Annotated in this window: 16 protein-coding genes and 1 pseudogene; 8 read left to right on the forward strand and 9 right to left on the reverse strand. The window is 72.9% G+C overall.

What is annotated here, in order from left to right; translation table 11 throughout:
- Nucleotides 1–258 precede the first annotated feature (258 nt).
- The 6 genes and pseudogenes from IG90_RS0120470 to IG90_RS0120500 form a co-directional block, all read right to left on the reverse strand.
- On the reverse strand, nucleotides 259–816 hold the full coding sequence (locus IG90_RS0120470; protein WP_124265674.1) for a hypothetical protein: 558 nt from the start codon (nucleotides 814–816) through the stop codon (nucleotides 259–261).
- Nucleotides 817–1,158: 342 nt separating this feature from the next.
- Nucleotides 1,159–1,512, reverse strand: a pseudogene (locus tag IG90_RS42195) (LuxR C-terminal-related transcriptional regulator); the annotation flags it as partial.
- Nucleotides 1,513–1,537: 25 nt separating this feature from the next.
- Nucleotides 1,538–2,197 carry a winged helix-turn-helix domain-containing protein gene (locus tag IG90_RS0120480; RefSeq protein ID WP_030586239.1) on the reverse strand — a complete coding sequence of 220 codons (660 nt, stop codon included), beginning with the start codon at nucleotides 2,195–2,197 and terminating at the stop codon, nucleotides 1,538–1,540.
- 372 nt (nucleotides 2,198–2,569) lie between these two features.
- The gene (glnII, locus tag IG90_RS0120490) at nucleotides 2,570–3,604 is read right to left on the reverse strand and encodes a glutamine synthetase (RefSeq protein WP_030586241.1); all 1,035 of its coding nucleotides are present in this window, start codon (nucleotides 3,602–3,604) and stop codon (nucleotides 2,570–2,572) included.
- Between the two features lie 165 nt (nucleotides 3,605–3,769).
- Nucleotides 3,770–4,909, reverse strand: coding sequence for an ARPP-2 domain-containing protein (locus IG90_RS0120495; protein ID WP_030586243.1), 1,140 nt, complete (start codon nucleotides 4,907–4,909; stop codon nucleotides 3,770–3,772).
- Complete coding sequence (locus IG90_RS0120500) at nucleotides 4,906–6,426, reverse strand: hypothetical protein (protein ID WP_030586245.1); 1,521 nt, start codon at nucleotides 6,424–6,426, stop codon at nucleotides 4,906–4,908. The genes IG90_RS0120495 and IG90_RS0120500 overlap by 4 nt, the downstream gene beginning before the upstream one ends.
- 258 nt (nucleotides 6,427–6,684) lie before the next feature.
- Here IG90_RS0120500 and IG90_RS0120505 point away from each other — a divergent pair, with 258 nt between their 5' ends.
- Complete coding sequence (locus IG90_RS0120505; RefSeq protein WP_030586247.1) at nucleotides 6,685–7,608, forward strand: Gfo/Idh/MocA family protein; 924 nt, start codon at nucleotides 6,685–6,687, stop codon at nucleotides 7,606–7,608.
- A 48-nt stretch (nucleotides 7,609–7,656) separates the two neighbouring features.
- Here the strand turns inward: IG90_RS0120505 and pdxR are convergent, their stop codons facing one another.
- The gene (pdxR, locus tag IG90_RS0120510) at nucleotides 7,657–9,135 is read right to left on the reverse strand and encodes a MocR-like pyridoxine biosynthesis transcription factor PdxR (protein ID WP_030586258.1); all 1,479 of its coding nucleotides are present in this window, start codon (nucleotides 9,133–9,135) and stop codon (nucleotides 7,657–7,659) included.
- 47 nt (nucleotides 9,136–9,182) lie between these two features.
- On the opposite strand from pdxR, the gene IG90_RS0120515 reads away from it, so the two are divergent.
- Complete coding sequence (locus IG90_RS0120515; RefSeq protein WP_030586260.1) at nucleotides 9,183–9,701, forward strand: carboxymuconolactone decarboxylase family protein; 519 nt, start codon at nucleotides 9,183–9,185, stop codon at nucleotides 9,699–9,701.
- Between the two features lie 88 nt (nucleotides 9,702–9,789).
- On the opposite strand, the gene IG90_RS0120520 is transcribed toward IG90_RS0120515, so the two are convergent.
- A complete protein-coding gene (locus tag IG90_RS0120520) occupies nucleotides 9,790–10,149 on the reverse strand; it encodes an ArsC/Spx/MgsR family protein (protein ID WP_030586262.1) in 360 nt (119 codons plus the stop codon).
- 119 nt (nucleotides 10,150–10,268) lie between these two features.
- Here IG90_RS0120520 and IG90_RS0120525 point away from each other — a divergent pair, with 119 nt between their 5' ends.
- A complete protein-coding gene (locus IG90_RS0120525) occupies nucleotides 10,269–10,574 on the forward strand; it encodes a hypothetical protein (RefSeq protein WP_030586264.1) in 306 nt (101 codons plus the stop codon).
- A 217-nt stretch (nucleotides 10,575–10,791) separates the two neighbouring features.
- Here IG90_RS0120525 and IG90_RS0120530 read toward each other — a convergent pair whose 3' ends face one another.
- Nucleotides 10,792–11,760 (reverse strand): LysR family transcriptional regulator, encoded by a 969-nt coding sequence (locus IG90_RS0120530; protein WP_030586266.1) that lies wholly within the window; start codon nucleotides 11,758–11,760, stop codon nucleotides 10,792–10,794.
- A 39-nt stretch (nucleotides 11,761–11,799) separates the two neighbouring features.
- Between IG90_RS0120530 and IG90_RS0120535 the strand changes: the two genes are divergently transcribed.
- The 5 genes from IG90_RS0120535 (at nucleotide 11,800) to IG90_RS0120555 (ending at nucleotide 15,921) form a co-directional block, all read left to right on the forward strand.
- Nucleotides 11,800–12,723 (forward strand): serine hydrolase, encoded by a 924-nt coding sequence (locus IG90_RS0120535; protein WP_030586267.1) that lies wholly within the window; start codon nucleotides 11,800–11,802, stop codon nucleotides 12,721–12,723.
- Nucleotides 12,724–12,806: 83 nt separating this feature from the next.
- A complete protein-coding gene (locus tag IG90_RS0120540; protein WP_033894438.1) occupies nucleotides 12,807–13,820 on the forward strand; it encodes an MBL fold metallo-hydrolase in 1,014 nt (337 codons plus the stop codon).
- Nucleotides 13,821–13,871: 51 nt separating this feature from the next.
- Nucleotides 13,872–14,699 (forward strand): M55 family metallopeptidase, encoded by an 828-nt coding sequence (locus tag IG90_RS0120545; RefSeq protein WP_030586271.1) that lies wholly within the window; start codon nucleotides 13,872–13,874, stop codon nucleotides 14,697–14,699.
- A 63-nt stretch (nucleotides 14,700–14,762) separates the two neighbouring features.
- Nucleotides 14,763–15,296: a chloramphenicol phosphotransferase CPT gene (gene cpt / locus IG90_RS0120550; RefSeq protein ID WP_078585311.1), complete on the forward strand. Its 534-nt coding sequence runs from the start codon at nucleotides 14,763–14,765 to the stop codon at nucleotides 15,294–15,296.
- A gap of 58 nt (nucleotides 15,297–15,354) precedes the next feature.
- Nucleotides 15,355–15,921 (forward strand): GNAT family N-acetyltransferase, encoded by a 567-nt coding sequence (locus IG90_RS0120555; protein WP_030586273.1) that lies wholly within the window; start codon nucleotides 15,355–15,357, stop codon nucleotides 15,919–15,921.
- Nucleotides 15,922–16,061 lie beyond the last annotated feature (140 nt).

Below are 16,061 nucleotides of genomic sequence, written 5' to 3' on the forward strand. Positions count from 1 at the left end.
GGACGCGGGCGGCTCGGTCGCGGCCCCCGCTCGCCGGCCGTAGGCGGCCCGGATCAGCCGTGGTCCAGATAGGCCAGCACCGCCAATGACCACGGCGACTCACCGTTCACATCCTTCCTCTCGCCCGCTCGGACCCCCGGCGTCCGGCCGGCACCGGTCCGCGGTTCTCGCGCCACGCCCTCGGCTCGTACGCCGTCATGGCGAACCCGTCCGACCCCGTCGCCCCCCCACAGGACAGCGGCGCCGCCCCGCGCGCCCTCATGACTCTCCGGCGAGGAGCAGGAGATACCAGAGTCCGTGAACAGCGGTCATCGCGGGGAAGAACGCCCAGGACAGCTGCAAGCGCCGCCCGATGTCCAGACCTTCAGGCGCGGGATCCGCGGGGGTCAGTCGGGGCTGCACCGCCCGTCGGAACTTCTTCGCGGACTGGTAGCCCCCGAGTCTCCCGCTCAACGAGGGGGCGACGGCCGGGCTTTTGAGGACGCGGCCGTCCTTGAGTTCGACGCCGAGCCCGTCCGTGGTGAGGATGCGCTGGATGAGACCGTACGGCACCCAGATGTCCGTCAGCCTGTTGTGCATCAGCAGCCCGTCCTTGCCCAGGACCACCCGGCATCTGAGGTGCAGCCAGGCCGGATATCCCAGGACCAGGCTCCATGGGAGCCCGTGAAGCGACCGTTGCCAGAGCGGCAGCGTCTCACCGGCCGGCTGGATGGCCGCGAGGAAGAAGCCCAGGGCGACCGAGAAGGTGAGCGCCACCACCCCCACGCCGAACTCGGAGCTGCGCAGGCGAGATATCGACTCCGGCTCAGATCTCACGGGTCCCTCCGTCCTCCCTCAGCGACTACAGCGTGCCGGTCCTGCCTCACAGGTCGCACCAGGTGGGCTTGAAGGTTGAGATACCGCATCCCTCGACGCCGAACACCGAGGCCACGCCGTAGCCGAGGCCCTGCCCGAACCTGTCGATGCGCAGTGCGTGCTTGCCTGTTGGCCGGGCGTGCTGGCCCTTACCGGCTCTTCGGTGGTGGCCTTGCGGAATGTACTTCTGCAGCCCCCACTTCCTGCCCAGGTGAACGAGGGTCGTATTGCCGATTTTACCGAAGAACAGTCCCAGAAGGGCTCCTTGGGTGTTGGCGACGGCGTTGCCCTTGGCGTTCTGGGGCCCGACGTCAAAGTAGTCATAGCCGTACGCACCCGCCGGTTGTCGTCGTCCGACGGGGGCAGACCGAGCTTGCCGAAGATGTTCGACGTGTGCTTGGCCACCGCCCGCTCCGTGATCACCAACTGCGAGGCGATGGCGGCGTTCGAGCGGCCCTGGGCCACCAGCTCCATCACCTCCCGCTCGCGCGGGGTGAGGCCGCCCATCGGCTGGTCCTGCGAACGGCGGGACAGGAGCTGGGAGATGACCTGCGGGTCCATCGCCGTGCCGCCCGCCGCCACCCGCCGTACCGCGTCGATGAACCGGTCCGCGTCGAAGACCCGGTCCTTCAGCAGATAGCCGATGCCGCCCTTGCCGGGGCCGTCGCAGGCGCATAGCCGGTCAGGGCGTGTACGTGTACCCCACCCGGCGGACCGTCCGGATCGAACGGCGGTACTCCGCACCCAGCTTGCGGCGCAGCCGGGCGACATGGACATCGACGGTGCGCCCGTCGCCCACATGTCCGTAACCCCACACTGTCGTCACCAGTTGGTCGCGGGTGTGCACCCGGTGCGGGTGCGCCACCAGATGGGCCAGCAGTTCGAACTCCAGGTACGTGAGGTCGAGGGCGACGCCGTCGACCGAGGCCGTACGCCGGGCGGCGTCGATCCGGACCGGACCGGCGGGCCCCTTCACGTCGCCGGACGGGTCGGCCGCCGGCTGCGGGGCGAACGGCGAGGCGCCCGGCCGGTGCTGGGAGTCGGCGACGGCCCTCGCGAGCGCGGGCTGCTGATCGGCCGGCACGAGCACCAGGTAACCGATCATCGGCGGCTGGCCCGGCAGCGCGGGCAGGGTGTGCGGCGGGGCCGGCAGCCAGGTGGCCCCGGGCGGGAGGAAGCCCGCCACATCGGCCGGGGCCGCGACCTCGTCGCGGTCGACCGCGCGCAGCCGGTGCCGGTTCGGGTGGGCGGGGAGGGAGCGGGCGGTGGGGTGGGCCGCAGCGGGTGCCGGGGACGCCGTGGTGGCGGCGGACGCGGCGGAGAAAGTACGAGTGTTCGCCATGAGGGTCAGCTCTTTCGCGCGAGGAGTCGTCTGGGACGGACTTGCGTCGTGCGCGCGGACCGAAGGCCGGGGTGAGCGGCTTTAGTGGGCCTGCGCGTTCCACGCGCGGCAACACACCCGGTCGAAATCATGGTGCTGACGGGAAGGCCAGAACGGTTCGAGGTCGCTGCGCCCCGACGCGATGTGCTGGTAGCCGACCATGTGCCCCATTGAAGCAGACATTGCGGCTGTGCATCAGACTCCTCTCACCCGTCGATACGGACCCTTGGCGTCACGTTCCTCACGCCCGGCCGCCGCGGCCCACGAAAGAGGGGCCCACCGGCGAACCGGCGGGCCCCTCTTGGCGTGTCCGGTACGTGACCGGTGGCGGGATCAGACCTGGCCGGCCTTCTCCAGCGCGGTGCAGCAGGTGTCGACGATCAGCCGCGTGACGACGTACGGGTCGACGTTCGCGTTCGGACGACGGTCCTCGATGTAGCCCTTCCGGTCCTGCTCGACCTGCCACGGGATGCGGACCGAGGCGCCGCGGTTGGAGACGCCGTAGCTGTACTCGTTCCACGGGGCGGTCTCGTGCAGGCCGGTGAGCCGGTCGTCGATGCCCGCGCCGTAGTTCTTCACGTGGTCCAGCGGCTTGGAGCCCTCGCCCAGCGACTCGCACGCGGTGATGATCGCGTCGTAGCCCTCGCGCATCGCCTTGGTGGAGAAGTTGGTGTGCGCGCCCGCGCCGTTCCAGTCGCCCTTGACCGGCTTCGGGTCCAGCGTCGCGGAGACGTCGAAGTCCTCGGCGGTGCGGTAGAGCAGCCAACGGGCCACCCACAGCTGGTCGGAGACCTCCAGCGGGGACAGCGGGCCGACCTGGAACTCCCACTGGCCGGGCATGACCTCGGCGTTGATGCCGGAGATGCCGAGCCCCGCCGCCAGACAGTTGTCGAGGTGCTTCTCCACGATGTCCCGGCCGAAGATCTCGTCCGCGCCGACACCGCAGTAGTAGCCGCCCTGCGCGGCCGGGAACCCACCCTCGGGGAAGCCGAGCGGCCGGTGGCCGTCGAAGAAGGTGTACTCCTGCTCGATGCCGAAGATCGGGGCCTGGCCCGCGAACTGCTCGGCGAGCGGACGCAGCGCGGCACGGGTGTTGGACTCGTGCGGCGTCATGTCGATGTTGAAGACCTCGCACAGGACGAGGATGTCCGCGCCGCCGCGGATCGGGTCCGGACAGGTGAAGACGGGCTTCAGCACGCGGTCGGACGCGTGGCCCTCGGCCTGGTTGGTGCTGGAGCCGTCGAATCCCCAGATGGGCAGATCCGCCACGTCCCCCGACGGCGTGCCGTCCATGATCTTCGTCTTGGAGCGAAGCTTCGCGGTCGGCTCGGTGCCGTCTATCCAGATGTACTCAGCCTTGAACGTCACGGACGCCATCCTTTGCGGGTGCAGCGGTCTATGCGGCGCAGCTTGGCAAGACGCGATTTCCCGTCCGTTGCCCCGATGTGAACCTCGTGTTACCGAGGTTTCCTGCGTTACAAGAGGGCCGCGTCCGGACCCGCCACCCGTTGCCCGGGGGCTTCGGGGGGTGGCTCAGACGCTGCCCTTGAGCAGGGCCGAGAACCCGGCCGCCCGCATCCGGCGCACCAGCTCCTCCCGGCTCGACCCCAGCGCGACGGCCGCCCGGTCCAGCTCCCAGCCGGCCCCGGACAGGGTCCGCAGGAGATGTCCCCGGCGGATCTGGGGGTCGGAGAGCCGGAACGTCTTGAGGTAGGCGACCTGCCCCTTGTGATCGGTGATCGTTTCCCCGATGTGCTGCCCGCCCCCGTCCCGGACGAACGGCGGCAGGAAGCGCCACAGAGTGAAGGACTTCATCCGGTACACCTTGTCGAACGCGTACGGGGTGTCCAGCAGCTCCCGCGAGAACAGGGTGTCGTGCGCCTCCTCCCACGCCCGCTCCTGAACCCGCGCGGCCGCCCGCAGCTCACCGAGGTCACGGATGTGCTCCTCGCCCCCGATCCGCACCGGGTTCTCCGGCACCGGAGCCCCGTACAGTGCGTGCTGGTGCACCAGCTCCCCGTAGAGGTCCTCCACCAGCGAGGCGTGCAGGAGCCGGTAGTCGTCCGGGTGCGGGACGACGAAGGCGGCGGCGAGAGCGTCGCAGACGTACACCATCACCCCGCACTGGCCCGGGTGGATCTCGAAGATCCGCAGCGCGTCGCCGAGCCCGCGCACCGACCGCCCGAGGTACGCGTCCTCGGCGCGCGGCGAGAGCCCGTCGCGCAGGGCCGTGCGCGACCACTCCTCCCAGGCGGTCGACGGCCCGCCGAAGTGCAGCGAAAGATAGCCCTCCAGCGCCAGGTGCAGCGGCAGGAACCGCAACCGGTCGCCGGGCCGCCGCTTGGCCTGCCGGTGGTGCGGCACCGGCGGCAGCTGGATGCCCCGGGGCGCGCCGCCCCCGCCGAACTGGGTGCCGTACGCGGCCGACTTCCGGCCCGTCTCGGGGCCTGGGCCGCCCTCGCCCGACCAGTCGGCGACCAGACCGTGCGGAACGTACGAGACGTAGCGGGTCCGGGGCCCGAGCTCGACGATCCCCGCACCGAGGCCCTCGTACACCTCGCGGTGCAGCCGCAGCCCCTCCACCGGCGCCTCACGGACCAGCGGGACGAGACGGACACCGCCCCACACCTGCGAGGGCCGGGCGGTGAGCCCGGTCAGCTCCAGCCGGTTCACGCGACCACCCCTACCCCTTCTCGTTCGCCTTCTCCGGTGAACCGGGCCACCCGCCGGTCCAGATACGCGTACAACTCCGCCGGCCCCGTGCGCCCCTCCGCGAACCGGGCGATCTCCACCAGGGCGGGCAGATCCTCCGCGTCCCGGATGCCGGCCGTCGCCACCCCCGCCGCCAGCCGCCGCACGTCGAAACCCTCCGCGTCGTATACGGGGTTGACGTGCACCACCGCCGTCCGCCGCTCCGGATCCAGCCGGCGCCGCCACACCCGCAGCACCTCGCCCGCCAGGCCCGCCGGGGCGTTGTCCCAGCCGTCCGAGACGATCACCAACCGGTCCGGGGCCGCCCCGTCCGGTCCTGGCTCCAGCGCGTCCAGGACCCGCATCCCCAGCGGGGTCGGCCCCCACGGGCGTACGAGCAGCGCGTCGCCCGCGCCCGAGGTCCACAGTCCCCGGTACGCGCCGGGCGCGGCGAGCGCCTCCAGCAGATGGTGGCAGGCCAGCGCCACGGCGAGCGGCCGCCGCCGCTTCTGCCCCGAACCGGACGAGGAGAAGCTGTCGTCCAGCACCGCGTGCACCCGCCCCCAGCTCCCCGCGTGCGCGCCCGTCGCCCGGCGGGCCGCCGCGCGCAGGGCGCCGCTCAGCTCGGCGCGGCGCTCCGCGCGCTGCTCGAAGCCGAGCGACAGCACGTACAGCGCGAGCCGGGTCAGCGGCATCACGGTCAGATCCACCTCCGCCGACGGGGCGTTCGGTCGCCGGACCGCCGCCCGCATCTCCTGGGTGCGCAGCCGCTCCAGCCGGGTCATCCGGGGCGCGGCCCGCTTCAGGAACACCTCGCGTTTCATCCCGTGCTTGGCGGCGAACCCCTCCGCGACGGTGAACGGCAGCTCGGCCAAGGCCCCCTGCTCGTAGTGGGCGCGTCGCCAGGCGTCGAGCATCCCGTGCTCGTAGCGCGGCAGTCGCCCGGGCCGGAACAGGAACTCCCCGACCTCGGACAGCGGTCCGGACCCCTCAGGGCAGGGCAGATGGATGTGCCGGGCGGCCCTCTTCAGCCCGGCCCGGTACTTCACGGCGTCATGGCCGAGGTCCGGCCGGGCCGCCAGCCACTCCCGCACGATCGCCCGCGTCCGCCGGTTGTTGACTCCGGCCCGGCGCAGCTCGCCGAAGAGCCGGTAGACGCGCGGCGGGGGCAGCAGAGCCAGCCGGGCGGCGATCAGCCGGCCCTCGGTGCGCCGCTCCCCGGGGCTCGCCTCGCCCGCCGTCTCCAGCAGTCGGCGCACGATGAGCGCCGCGTTGTGGTGGTTGATGTCCAGGGCCAGCGAAGCCGCGTACACCCGGCGGTAGTTGACCCGTACGTAGGTGTGCAGGAAGTCCAGGGAGAGCTGCTGGTCGGCGGCGGCCGAGCGGAACTCGCGCTGCCCGGTCGCGGTGATCGCCGCGTTCACGAAGAGCAGGACGTCCTCGGCGGCGACGAGGTCGGCGAAGGTGTCGGACGCTCGTACGGTCTCGGGCGCGTTCATGGAGGTCCCCCGGTGGAAACAGAGAGGCCGGCCGGGGAATGGGGGCGCGAACAACGAAATCATCGCTTCACAGGCAAGTCTCGGAAGTCGCGCCGGAGTCCCGCGGCCGGCCCCGGAAACGTAACGGGGCAGGGCCGCTTCGCGCCACCGTATTCGGCCGCCCGACGACGTCCCGCGCGAAGAGCCGACTCCCCGCCCTCGGTCGGCGGACGCCTCGGCCCCTGCCCAACCGTCCGCCGCACCCGGCACACTGGCCCCATGGATCCAGCAGCCGGCACCACCACCTCCCCCCTGCGCATCGGCCTCCTCGGCACCGGCCCCTGGGCGCGGAACACCCAGGCCCCCGCGCTCGCCGCCCACCCCGGCGTGGAGCTGAGCGGGGTGTGGGGCCGCCGGGCCGAGCCGGCGGACGCCCTCGCCGCCGTCCACGGGACCCGCGCGTACACCGGTGAGGAGGGCATCGACGCGCTCCTGGAGGCGAGCGACGCGGTGGCCTTCGCGCTGCCGCCGGACGTCCAGGCGCCGCTCGCGGTCCGGGCGGCGGAGGCGGGCTGCCACCTCCTGATGGACAAGCCGGTCGCCACCACGGTCGCCGGGGCCCGCGCGGTGGCCGAGGCGGCGGAGAGGTCAGGAGTGGCCTCGGTCGTCTTCTGCACGCTGCGGTTCGCGCCCGCCACCTCCGCGTGGATCGCCGAACAGGCGGCGGCGGACGGCTGGTTCACGGCCCGCGCCCAGTGGCTGGGTTCGCTCTACGCCGCGGGTTCGACCAGCGAGTACGCGGACTCCCCGTGGCGGCGCGAGAAGGGCGGCCTGTGGGATGTCGGCCCGCACGCGTTCTCCGTGCTGATCCCGGTCCTGGGCGATGTCGAGCACCTGACCGCCGCCCGGGGACCGGCCGACACCACGCACCTGATCCTGCGCCACACCTCCGGCGCATCCAGCACGGTGACCCTCGGGCTGAGCGCCCCGCCCGGCGCGGCGGGCGTCGAGATCGAGTTCCGGGGCGAGGGGGGCACAGCGTCGATCCCGGGCTGGGACGGCGCGGAGACCGCGTTCCGGGGCGCGGTGGACGCCCTGGCCGAAGCGGTACGCACGGGGGTGCCGCACGCCTGCGACGCCCGCTTCGGCCTCCACCTCACGGAGCTGCTGGTGGCGGCGCAGACGCAGGCGCAGTCGGGTTGAGGGCCATCCGGGCGGGCCACCTCGGGCGGCCCTCGGCCCGGCGTCGGCTCACCCCGGTGGCAGGGCCCGGCACAGGGCCTCCAACGCCTCCGGGTAGGCGGATTCGGCAGGTGTCGCGTATCCGACGACGAGTCCGTCCCGGCCGGGGACTCCGGCGGCGGCATCGGCGGGACCGGCAGGACCGGCGTTCGAGGCGCCCCGCGCGCCCTCCGCCCGCCCCGCCCGCTCCGCGCCGGGGTGCAGGTAGTCGGCGAGGCCCTCCACGGCCAGCCCCTGCCAGGCGGCCGCCCGGACCGCCGATCGCTCGGTGCCGGGCGGCAGTTCCAGTACCGCGTGGAGGCCGGCCGCGATGCCGGTGACCCGGACGTGCGGGGCCCGCCGCTCCAGGGCCGCCACCAGTTGGTCCCGGCGGCGACGGTGACGCTGCCGCATGCGGCGTACCTGCCGGTCGTACGCGCCCGACTCGACGAAGTCCGCGAGCGTCAGCTGCTCGGTGGCGCTCGACCACTGCTCCCGCTCGCCCTTCACCGCGACGACGGAGGCCACGAGCCGCTGGGGCAGCACCATCCACCCGATCCGCAGGGTCGGGGAGAGACTCTTACTCACCGACCCCAGCAGCGCCACATGTTCGGGATCGAGCCCCTGGACGGCCCCCACGGGCTGCCGGTCGTAGCGGAACTCCCCGTCGTAGTCGTCCTCGACGACGAGCCCGCCGGTGGCCCGGGCCCAGTCGACGACGGCCGCCCGCCGCGCGGGATGCAGCGGCCCGCCGGTGGGGAACTGGTGGGCGGGCGTGAGGAGTACGGCACGGTCGCGGCGGGTGAGCCCGTCGACCCGGGCGCCGTCCGCGTCCACGTGCAGCGGCCGGGTGCCCACCCCGTGGGAGGCGAGCAGCTCACGGTGGAAGGGCAGGCCGTACTCCTCCGCCGCCCAGGGGCCGCCCACCACCTCCGCCAGGAGCCGCAGCCCGTGCGCGGCCCCCGAGCACAGCACGATCCGCTCCGGTGCGGCCCGCACCCCGCGCACCCGGGCCAGATAACCGGCCAGGGCCCGCCGCAGCTCGGGCCGCCCGTGCGGATCACCGGGCCCGAACGCGTCGTCGGGGGCGGCGGCGAGCGCCCGGCGCGCCGAGGCCAGCCAGGCGGTGCGCGGGAAGACCGAGGGGTCCGGCTGCCCCTGGACCAGGTCATGGACCGGGCGGGCGGCGCGCTCGGGGGTGCGCGGCCGGTGGACGGGGGTGACCGGGACGGCCCGCTCGGCGACCCGGGTCCCCGAGCCCTGGCGGGCGGCGAGCCAGCCTTCCGCGACCAGTTCCGCGTAGGCGTCGGCGACGGTGTTGCGGGCGAGGCCCAGGTCGGCGGCGAGGGAGCGGTAGGGCGGCAGCCGAGTGCCCGGGGCGAGCCGCCCGCTGCGCACGGCGTCACGGAGGGCGGCCATCAGGACGGCCCGGCGGTTGCCCGTGCCGGAGAGCTCCAGTGGCAGATCACTGCCCAGGATCTCCGCGGAATTGACCCATGAATCCGTCATGGAAATGCACCCCACACCCAGTCGCCTGTCGCCCTAGATTCGTACCCATGACGACGACGGAGAGCAAGACGAACGACCGCACCACCGCCCCCGCCACCACCGTCCGGAGCAACGAGGACACGGCCCGGCTCGACTTCGCGAAGAGCGCCCCGAAGGTGTTCCGGGCCGTGATCGGGCTGGACGCGGCGGCCCGCGCCGGCCTGGACCCGACGCTGGTCGAACTGGTCCAGATCCGCGCCTCGCACCTGAACCACTGCGCGTACTGCCTGCACATGCACACCACGGACGCGCGCAAGGCGGGGGAGAGCGAGGAGCGCCTGCACATGGTCGCGGTGTGGCACGAGGCGGACCACTTCTTCACGGACAGGGAGCAGGCCGCCCTGGCCCTGACGGACGCGGTCACCCGGATCGGGGACGCCGGGGTGCCGGACGAGGTCTACGACCGGGCGGCGGCCCACTTCGACGAGGAGGAGCTGGCCCACCTGCTGGCCCTGATCCTCACCATCAACACGTGGAACCGCATCGCCCTGTCCACCGCCAAGCGCGCGGGCACGGACGAACGCTGACCGCACCCGCACCGGGGGGCACGTCAGGCGGAGCCGGGGCCGGATCGGCCGCGGGCGCCGAGGTCAATTCGAGCGGAGCCGGGGACCGTTACCGCCCCAACGCGTCCCGTACCGCTTCCTCGCTCCGCGCCACCACGGCGGTGCCGTCCTCGGCGGTGATGACGGGCCGCTGGATCAGCTCGGGGTGCTCGGACAGGGCGGCGATCCACCGCTCCCGGGAACCGGCCTCCCGTGGCCACTCCTTGAGACCCAGCTCCTTCGCCGCCGCTTCCTGCGTCCGCGTGATGTCCCACGGCTCCAGACCGAGCCGGTCCAGCACGGTGCGGATCTCCTCGGGCGAGGGCACGTCCTCCAGGTAGCGGCGGACGGTGTAGTCGGCCCCTTCCGCATCGAGCAGAGTGAGCGCGCTGCGGCACTTCGAACAGGCCGGATTGATCCAGATCTCCATGGGGCCAAGGTTACGCGAGGGACTGCTGAAATGGCCTCTGGCCAGGGGCGATTGTCAGTGGGGGGCAGTAAAATGGAGGGAGTTCGTGAGGGTTCCACCACGCTGCCAGGAGGATGCCGATGGCCGTTGCCGCAGTCACGACCGAGCCGCTCGACCGACAGCTCCCGATGCCCTTCCACCCGCCGCTTCCCGCGCCGCTGCCGAAGAAGCGGCTGCCCGCGGGCCGCCCCCGCGAGTGGTACGTCTCCCACAACCGCCGCCTCAAGGCCATGCGCCTGGCCATCGCCCTGCTCGACAGCGGGGTCTACCAGCCCTCCAGCGCCCGCAACCGCCGGATACGGATCACCGCCGAGCGCCTGGGCATCCACCCGCCGTCCGACACCACCTGCCGCATGGTCCGCGCCCTGATCCGCTACGGCCGCTGACCCGACCCGCTCCGACCGCCGATCGCTCTGTGCCCCTGTCCCCCGGCCCATCCGCCCGGGGACAGGGGCATGACGATGCTCCTGCGCGCAGGTGCCCCCCGGCCCGTGTCGCGGCCACCGCGGCCCGGAAGGCACGCGGAGCCGCGGCGAACGAAGCGGCTCGGAGGCGTGCCGCCCGTACCGAGCGTGCCGGCGCCCGCTTCGGCCTGGCGCGGCGTCAGCTCGGAGCCTCGTAGACCACCGACCACGGGCGGGGCGGCCCGCCCGGCGGGCGCGTGCTGTCGTCTCGGCGCAGGGCCGTCGTACGGTCACGGGCGAGCACGCCGGCCGCGAGCTCCGCGAAATGACGTGCGGCCGGATGGGCGGAGCGGCCGGAGGGCCAGGCGCCGGTCGTCCGCCGGGTGAGGGGGCGGCCGGCCAGGGGGCGCCAGACGACACGGGGCTCCTTGCGGGCCACCGGCCCCTGGTCGAAGGCGATGCCGTGGCCCGCGTGGACAAGGGCCAGCAGGAACTCGGGGTTGGCGGCGTGCCGGAGCCGGCCCGGCACGAAGCCGCCTGTGCGACAGGTGTCGAGGATCCGGTCGTACCAGCCGGGGGCCTGGGCGCGGGGGAAGAGCACCAGATCGTGGCCGGACAGGTCGGCGAGTGCGACCTCGGGGATCCGGGCCAGCGCCGATGCGCGGGGCAGGACGACGCCGAGTTCCGCGCACACCTCGGGCCCGAGGTGGAGTTCGGTGGCGTCCACGGGCTGGTGGACGAGTCCGACGTCGAGCCCGCCGGAGCCGAGCAGCCGCAGCTGTTCCTCGGTGGTGGTCTCCTGGAGATCGACGGACAGGCCAGGAGAGTGCTCCGCGCAGGCCGAGAGCAGGGTGGAAAGCGTGGCGACCGTGGTGTCGGGAGGAATACCGGCCCGCAGGATGCCCAGCCCGCCGTCCCCCGCGCGGCGTGCCAGTGTGCGTAACCGCTCCTCGCGGGCCAGGAGTTCGCGTGCCTCGTCCCGCAGCACCACACCGGCGGCGGTGAGCCGGACCTGGCGCTGCGATCGGTCGAACAGCTCGGCTCCGAGGTCCTTCTCCAGCCTGCGTACCGCCTGGCTGAGGGGTGGCTGGGCCATGCCAAGCTGGTCAGCGGCCCGGCTGAAGTGCAGCTCGTCGGCGACGGCGACGAAGATGCGCAGGTGGCGCAGAAGATCCACAGCCGGAAACCTTACGTGAGGGGAACAGTGATGGTCGAGCAACGGATCCGTGACATCTTCGCGGGGGCGGGGGCCGACGGGTTGCTGCACGCGGTCCCCGTCGGCGGGACACCCGCCGACGGACCGGCTGCCGGAACGGAGCCCGGCGGCGGGGAGGTCGCCGTCGGCGCGGACGAGCCCGTCGTGATCGCCTCGGTCTTCAAGGTGCTGCTGGTCCTGGAGTTCGCCAGGCAGGTGGCCGCCGGCCAGCTCGATCCCCGTGAGCGGGTGCGGGTGGGGGCGCCCGACAGGCTCGGCGGCTGGGGCACGGCGGGGTGTGCGGACGACGTCGAGCTGTCGCTGCGCGATCTGGCGTTCTTCGCGATGTCGGTGAGCGACAACTCGGCGGCCGACCTGTTGCTGGCGCGGGTCGGTCTGGACACGGTGCGGCTCCTGGCCGGGGAGCTCGGGCTCGACAGGACGCGGATCGTGGGCGGCCCCCGTGACGTTCTGGACTCGATGCTCGCCGAGGTCGGCGCACGGGACGAGGCGGAGTTCGCCCTCCGCTACCCCGCTCTGCCGGAAGATCGGAAGAGGCGGCTGAGCGTGCTGGATCCGCTGCGGACGAACGCCAGCACGCCCCGGGAGATCACCCGGCTGCTGCGCCTCGTCTGGAGTGACGAGGCGGGTCCACCGGAGGCGTGCTCCCAGGTGAGGGAGCTGATGGGCCGCCAGGTGTTCCGGCACCGGCTGGTGTCGGGGTTTCCCGACGAGGTGGCGGTCGCGGCGAAGACCGGCACCCTGCCCGGGCTGCACATGGAGGCGGGGGTCGTCCGGTACCCCGACGGCGGCCACTACGCGGTCGCCGTCTTCGCCCGAACGCGGGAGCTGGCCGCCTCGCGTACGGCGGTGGACGCCGCGCTGGGCGCCACGGCCCGAATCGCCGTCGACTCTCTGCGCGCCAGCAGGCTCTGACCTGTGGTCATATGCGTCCGCATATGACTACGCCCAGATTCTGATCTTGGACGAAGGGGGGCGCGTCCTGGTCTGCTTCCGCCATGAGCGACGACACAGAAGCACAGCGCCCGAAGCGGCGCACCCAGGCACTCGGCCGGCGTACGGTGCTGCGCGGCGCCGCGATCGGCGCGGCCGCTCCGCTGCTTTCCGCCACGACGACCGCCGCCGGTGCGGCAACGCGAGAGCCCCCGGCGGCGGGCCCGGCGTCCTTCCGCTGGCTGGGCACCTCCGGCTGGCGCATCGACGTCGACGGGCGGACGGTGCTCTTCGACCCGTACATCACCCGGTTCAGGACCGGCCTGTTCGACGGAGGGTTCACACCCGGCACCAAGCTGAGGTCCGATCCCGGTCTCGTACAGGAGCACGTCGGCCGCCCTGAGATCGTTTTGGTCAGCCACTCGCACTGGGACCACATCGCCGATGTGCCGCACATCGCCAAGTCCACCGGCGCACGGGTCGTCGGCACGGAGACCACCTTCCATCTGCTGGTCGCGTTCGGCGTCGACCCCGCACAGATCTCGGTGGTGAAGGGCGGCGAGGTGCTGGACTTCGGAGGGATCACCGTCGAGGTCGTGTCGAGCCTGCACAGCCGCAACAAGCGGCACTCCTACTTCGCCCCGGGCACGCTGACCGCGCCGCCGGCAAAGGCCCCGAGGACCATCTCCGACCTTCCGGAGGGCGACACGCTCGCCTTCCAGGTGACGGCGGGCAGCGGTGGACCGTCGGCGTTCCTCATGGGAGCCAGCGACTTCTCCGAGGGAGCCGTGCGGGGGCTGAACCCCGATCTCGCGATGGTCGCGGTGCCGTCCAGCGCCGCTACGTTCCGCTATGTGCCACGGCTGCTGCGGGCGCTGGGCGAGCCCGGCGTCGTCGTGCCCGTTCACTGGGACAACTTCGAGAGGCCGCTGAGCGAGCCACCGCACCGCGACCCGGTGATGGACCTGGACGGGTTCGTCGCCCAGGTCCACCGGGAGTCTCCGGCGAGCCGGATCGTCGTCCCGGACTACCGCACCACCTACGGCGCGGACATGCGCGCGGCCGGGCCCGCACGGTAGAGGGACGACGGGGGATGCCGGGAGGCTGCTCACGAGTAGGCTCCCGGCATCATGAAGGTTCTCATCTCGGTCGACATGGAAGGCGTCTCGGGAATCGTCCACTCCGCCGAGACGAACCCCGGGCGTGACGACTACCAGCGCGGCCGGGAGTTGATGACGGCCGACGCGAACGCAGTCGTCGCGGGTGTCCTGGACGCCGAACCCACGGCCGAGGTGCGGGTCGCCGACGCACACGGCACCTTCCGCAACCTGCTGCCGGAACAGCTCGACCGCAGGGCCCGCCTGGTCCGGGGCAAGCCGCGCGCGCTGCACATGCTCGCCGGGCTCGACGAGGAGACCGACGCGGCCCTGTTCGTCGGCTACCACGTTCGTGCGGGCGTGGGACCGGGCGTGCTGGCGCACACGATGAACGGCGAGATCCTCGACGTACGGGTGGCCGGCCGCTCCCTGGGAGAGATCGGGCTCAACGCCGCCATGGCCGGCCACCTCGGCGTACCGGTTGTCCTGCTCAGCGGCGACGACGCGGCCTGCGCCGAGCTGACCGATCTGGTCCCCGCGGCGGTCACCGTCCCGGTCAAGGAGGCCCTGGGCATGGCGGCCGCCGTGACGCTGCACCCGGAGGAGGCCCGGGACCGGCTGCGCCGGGCGGCGGCTGACGCGGTCACCCGCCGCGCGGAGATCCGGCCCCTGACGCTCACCGGGCCGCTAGGCGTGGAGGTCGACCTGGCGAGCCCGCACACCGTCGACCTGGCGACCTTGGTGCCGGGCGTCTCGCGCGCCGGGGGCGCCCGCACGGCCGCCTTCACGGCCCCCGACTACGCGACCGCCTACCGGCTGATCCTGCTGCTCGCGCAACTCGCCACGATCAAGCCCGCCTAGCCGGGCAGCCTTTCGCCCGAAAACCGCGTCGACGGTCGTACGGGAGACCTCTAGGGTGACCGGGTGACAATCCAGGTGGTCGTGCTGAACGGCGGCTCCAGCTCCGGCAAGTCCGGCATCGTCCGCTGCCTCCAGGCGGAACTGCCGGGCCCGTGGCTCGCCGCCGCGATCGACGCTTTCGTCGATGCGCTGCCCGCTTCCCTGAGGGCGTCGGACGCGGGCATCGAGTTCGCCGAGGACGGCGGCGTGGCCGTCGGACCGGAGTTCCGGAAGCTGGAGGCGGCCTGGCGCGAGGGCGTGGCCGCGATGGTCCGGGCGGGAGCGAAGGTCATCGTCGACGACGTGTTCCTCGGCGGCCCGGCCTCCCAGGAGCCGTGGCGGAAGGCGCTGACGGGCCTGGACGTCCTCTGGGTCGGGGTCCGGTGCGAGAGCACGGTCGCGGAGGCCCGCGAGATCGCCCGGGGGGACCGCCCGAGGGGCATGGCCGCAGCACAGGCCGAGACGGTCCACCTGGGCGTGGAGTACGACCTGGAGGTGGACACCACGCACCAGGAGTCCCTGGCCTGCGCGAGGACGATCGCGACCCACGTAACCTGACCGGCCGAACTGACGGACCTGACCGCCCGCCCCTACATACGCACCAGGCTGGAGCACGATGAGCGATCTGTGGACCGGCGAGAGGGTACGCCTGCGGGGCATCGAACCGCAGGACTGGGAGGGCTTCCGGGCCCTGGCCCTGCACACCGTGGACGCCCGGAACGCCGACGTGGTCGAACCACCGCGCTCGGACGAGAGCTTCCGGGCCTGGGTCACCGAGCGGGCCGGCCGACCCCCGAACCCGGCCGCGTACCAGCTGGTCATCGAGACCCGCTTCGAGCACGCCTTCGTCGGCGCGGTGTCGGTGGGCGAGACGGACGCCCGGGCAGGCCGCTTCCGTACGGGCATCGAGGTCACCCGGGAACACCGCCGCCAGGGCTACGCGGCCGAGGCCACCGAACTGGTCCTCACCTACATGTTCGCCGAACAGCGCAGCCACAAGTGCGAGGTGGAGGTCTACGCCTTCAACGACGCCTCACTGGCCCTCTACCGCAAACTCGGCTTCGTGGAGGAGGGCCGCCTGCGCCAGCACGAGTTCTTCGCGGGCACCTACCACGACGTGGTCCTGCTCGGCATCACGGCGGACGAGTACTGGGCGGGACGGGCGCGGCCCTCGGTGCGGTGACGCCGCGTTCACGAGGACGGGCACGGTCGGCTCGCGGGAGGAGCGCGCCTCGTCGTCGGCGGCGCCGATGGCAGTGAGCCCGACGCCGGCAGTGACCTGCCCGAGGCCTGGAACGTGGACGCCGCTGCGTGACTGCCGTG

Origin of the sequence: Streptomyces anulatus (genome assembly GCF_000721175.1) — a bacterium.
Taxonomy (GTDB): Bacteria; Actinomycetota; Actinomycetes; order Streptomycetales; family Streptomycetaceae; genus Streptomyces; species Streptomyces anulatus_C.

What these genes read in the sequence shown, in the direction of transcription:
- IG90_RS0120545 (WP_030586271.1), top strand. Translation starts at nt 13,872, where the DNA reads ATGAAGGTTCTCATCTCGGTCGACATGGAAGGCGTCTCGGGAATCGTC.
- IG90_RS0120500 (WP_030586245.1), bottom strand. Translation starts at nt 6,426, where the DNA reads ATGAACGCGCCCGAGACCGTACGAGCGTCCGACACCTTCGCCGACCTC.
- IG90_RS0120515 (WP_030586260.1), top strand. Translation starts at nt 9,183, where the DNA reads ATGACGACGACGGAGAGCAAGACGAACGACCGCACCACCGCCCCCGCC.
- IG90_RS0120535 (WP_030586267.1), top strand. Translation starts at nt 11,800, where the DNA reads ATGGTCGAGCAACGGATCCGTGACATCTTCGCGGGGGCGGGGGCCGAC.
- IG90_RS0120480 (WP_030586239.1), bottom strand. Translation starts at nt 2,197, where the DNA reads ATGGCGAACACTCGTACTTTCTCCGCCGCGTCCGCCGCCACCACGGCG.
- IG90_RS0120555 (WP_030586273.1), top strand. Translation starts at nt 15,355, where the DNA reads ATGAGCGATCTGTGGACCGGCGAGAGGGTACGCCTGCGGGGCATCGAA.
- IG90_RS0120540 (WP_033894438.1), top strand. Translation starts at nt 12,807, where the DNA reads ATGAGCGACGACACAGAAGCACAGCGCCCGAAGCGGCGCACCCAGGCA.
- IG90_RS0120525 (WP_030586264.1), top strand. Translation starts at nt 10,269, where the DNA reads ATGGCCGTTGCCGCAGTCACGACCGAGCCGCTCGACCGACAGCTCCCG.
- IG90_RS0120505 (WP_030586247.1), top strand. Translation starts at nt 6,685, where the DNA reads ATGGATCCAGCAGCCGGCACCACCACCTCCCCCCTGCGCATCGGCCTC.
- IG90_RS0120520 (WP_030586262.1), bottom strand. Translation starts at nt 10,149, where the DNA reads ATGGAGATCTGGATCAATCCGGCCTGTTCGAAGTGCCGCAGCGCGCTC.
- pdxR (WP_030586258.1), bottom strand. Translation starts at nt 9,135, where the DNA reads ATGACGGATTCATGGGTCAATTCCGCGGAGATCCTGGGCAGTGATCTG.